The following is a 2736-nucleotide window of genomic DNA, read 5'->3' as shown; positions in this document are numbered from 1 at the left end:
TCAGCCCCAACGAATACGAACGCCGACACCACGCGGCTAAGCTCACGCTCGCCGCGTGATCAACGAAGCGTGTCCACCATCACGGGGGAAGGCCCAGCTCACCGAGGAGAACCTACGACTCTCCACGGCGGAACGGCAGGCGACCACAGAGAACACACAGCTCCGGCAACGAGTCACCGAGCTCGAGGACGACCTGGCAGCTGCCCGCACAAGCCTCCGCCGCATGATCCGCAACGAGAATCGGTTGCCACCAGAGCGCTGAATCCCGCCGATCATCGGTTCTGGAATCATTCGCTCATGGAATTCGAACTCACGCCGCCCACCGGTCTCGGCGCCCTGGTCATCGGCATGCCCCGCGAGGCGGCAGACCAAGCGCTCACCTCGTTCCGCGATCCCTCAGCGATCTCGGAATCAGACCAATTGGGCAGGTTCGTCTTCCGGCCAAGCGGCCTGATGGTCAGCATTCACTGCTCGCGCGGCAAGCTCGAAGCAATCGAGCTGGGCCGACCCGCCAGCGGCCAGGACATCGTCCGGTTCCGCGGCATCGATGTCTTCGGTCTGCCCGCTACCGAGGTGGTCACCCAGCTGCGAGGGCTCGCCACAATCACCGAGGCCGAGGACGACCCGGCCTCCTTCATCGCACCAGACTTCTTCTCAGCTTCTGGCGCCCCTTCGAAGCGGACGACGAACCCGACGAAGAACAGGGTTACTACTTCAGCTCGGTCCTCCTGGCTCGCCCCGGCTACTACGACACACCGGCTGAAGCCGCTGCCAGACTCCGCGCAGCTGGAGACCAGGAGCGATGACCTGACGGAGCTGGACTGGTGACGATCCAGCGTTGCCGCCCATCAGAGTGGAAGGGCCTCATCAACCATGGTCTTCAACTCTGCCGGCAGATCAGGTGAGTCCCGCCAGTTCTGGGCGATCAACAAGAGCGCGACCCATGCGCCACGCGCCTCAGCGTTCGGCTGCCCGGAGAAAACCGCGTCCAGCACCTGCCTGGCAAGACCGTCGACAACCTCATACAGGGCATCGGAGACCTTGCTCACGTCATCCAGAGGCGAGCCCGCAGCATGAGACGGTGCACCGTCGAGCCGGATGGTGACTGAGGCAGCCGAGTACGTCCTTCCATGGAGGAAGTCACGAAGGCTGCCGACTTGATGACGAGACGGCAGAAGCGGCTGATCAGGACTCTGAGACACCCCGTCACCCTATTTGAAGCGGGACCATGGCTAACGTCCCTCACACAGCAGCGACGCCCTGAGCTGCAACGACGCGACACAAACCCGAGATAACGACGGTGCGCAGCGCGGTGACGAAGTACAGGATCCGGACCTGTTCGACATGGTCGGTGTACTGGCGCAGCTGAGGGCCGGCGGTGTCGCCGGGGATCGGCTCGCCCACGTCGGGGTCGACGGAGACGACGACCAGGGCGCGGTCCAGGGCGTGGATCTCCGTCTCGCTGGTGATGTTCTCCAGTTGCTTGGCGGCGGAGTCGGAGAAGGCGATCCGGGCGCGGCGCGGGCCGGGCTGCGGGGCCATCAGGCGACGGCCGGGCGCTGCGCGGCGAGCCGGGCGAGGTGGGCCTCGCGCAGCTCCTCCCACGGCGTGCAGTCCTCCACCGACGGCAGGCCGTTGGTGGCGATGTCCTCCAGGACGGCGGCAAACTGGTCGGCGTTCTCACGGGTTTTGGCCGCGTAGGCACGGACTGCGTCGGCGGCCGCGGGCTCCAGCTGCTGCCGGGCGTGGTCGGCGGGTGCCGGCTGTTCGCTCATCGAGGGCTCCGTAAGGGCGGAACTGGCGTCTCCCCAACGGTATCGGCCGCCCCCGGTACTGGGGACCACTCCGGACGAACCGGCCTGGGCGAGCGGGTGAGCCCCGGGGACCCAAGTGGACCCAGCTACTGGCCCCGTTCGTGTCCACCAGGGAAACGCCGGTCTCGGGACCCAGGACTGTTAGGACTGTTCGGGAGCGGACGGTAACCGGACCAGGGCCGTGTCACGCTGATCAGGCAAGAGGCCCGGATCGGGGTCCGGGCCCGTGGTTCGGGGCTAAACCGGCCGCGTGACACCCCAGCGTGACAGCCGGACGGGGTGCGTGACACCCCCTGGGCGTGACAGCGTGACAGTCACCTTCCGTGATCGTCACGGGCTGCACCTCCCAGTTGTGTCACAGGCTCACCGGTCATCTCCCAGGAACGCGTCTGCCTGGGAGAACGGCCTCCCAACCTCCCAGGCATCACGGACTTACCGGGTATTTCCGGCCCCAGGCTCCCAGATCCCTCACAGGTTTCGCCCGGGGATCTGGGAGGTCTGGGAGGTTGCAGAGGGTGAGAACACAGGCGGGGCCGGCCTGGGGCAGCGGCACTGCTCGCAGTCGGCGCAGCCGGCGCACTCCATGCAGAAGGCGCGCGGTGTGCGCGGGCAGTGGCAGATCGGGTTGTAGTCGGGGTCGTCATGGCCGGGGTAGTACGTCTCGCCGATCGGCGGCTCGGTCCATGCACGCACGGTGCCGACGGCGAGCAACTCCTCGAAGTGCCGGCCGACGGCGCTCGCGGTGTGCCAGACCGCGACAACCTCCGGCTCCTGGTCGCGGTTCACGCCGGGCCCCTGTCGGTGCCGGCCGGCTCGGTAGCGGCGTTGAGGAGCGCGGCGAGGTCGGCGGTGGCCTCGGGTTCGGCGGTGGCGAGCCGGGCCGCGAACGCCAGATGGCCGGGCGTGGTGGCCGGGACCACGC

The 2736-nt window shown here is 67.5% G+C and carries 5 protein-coding genes; 1 reads left to right on the top strand and 4 read right to left on the bottom strand.

Features of this window, described 5'->3' with window-relative positions; translation table 11 throughout:
* The first annotated feature begins 297 nt into the window (after positions 1-297).
* Positions 298-828 (top strand): hypothetical protein, encoded by a 531-nt coding sequence (locus ABT288_RS49775; RefSeq protein ID WP_351623427.1) that lies wholly within the window; start codon positions 298-300, stop codon positions 826-828.
* 20 nt (positions 829-848) lie between these two features.
* Here the strand turns inward: ABT288_RS49775 and ABT288_RS49770 are convergent, their stop codons facing one another.
* From ABT288_RS49770 to ABT288_RS49755, 4 genes are all read right to left on the bottom strand, one after another.
* Complete coding sequence (locus ABT288_RS49770) at positions 849-1049, bottom strand: hypothetical protein (protein ID WP_193512687.1); 201 nt, start codon at positions 1047-1049, stop codon at positions 849-851.
* A gap of 193 nt (positions 1050-1242) precedes the next feature.
* Complete coding sequence (locus ABT288_RS49765) at positions 1243-1542, bottom strand: hypothetical protein (RefSeq protein WP_351623426.1); 300 nt, start codon at positions 1540-1542, stop codon at positions 1243-1245.
* On the bottom strand, positions 1542-1775 hold the full coding sequence (locus ABT288_RS49760) for a hypothetical protein (RefSeq protein ID WP_351623425.1): 234 nt from the start codon (positions 1773-1775) through the stop codon (positions 1542-1544). Before ABT288_RS49760 ends, ABT288_RS49765 begins: the two co-directional genes overlap by 1 nt.
* A 507-nt stretch (positions 1776-2282) precedes the next feature.
* On the bottom strand, positions 2283-2600 hold the full coding sequence (locus ABT288_RS49755; protein WP_351623424.1) for a hypothetical protein: 318 nt from the start codon (positions 2598-2600) through the stop codon (positions 2283-2285).
* Positions 2601-2736: the final 136 nt, after the last annotated feature.

Origin of the sequence: Streptomyces sp. NPDC001093 (assembly GCF_040298985.1) — a bacterium.
GTDB lineage: Bacteria > Actinomycetota > Actinomycetes > Streptomycetales > Streptomycetaceae > Streptomyces.
Note: the sequence above shows the minus strand (reverse complement) of the source record. Positions and strands in the feature narration are given on the sequence as shown.

What these genes read in the sequence shown, in the direction of transcription:
- ABT288_RS49775 (WP_351623427.1), top strand. Translation starts at nt 298, where the DNA reads ATGGAATTCGAACTCACGCCGCCCACCGGTCTCGGCGCCCTGGTCATC.
- ABT288_RS49765 (WP_351623426.1), bottom strand. Translation starts at nt 1,542, where the DNA reads ATGGCCCCGCAGCCCGGCCCGCGCCGCGCCCGGATCGCCTTCTCCGAC.
- ABT288_RS49760 (WP_351623425.1), bottom strand. Translation starts at nt 1,775, where the DNA reads ATGAGCGAACAGCCGGCACCCGCCGACCACGCCCGGCAGCAGCTGGAG.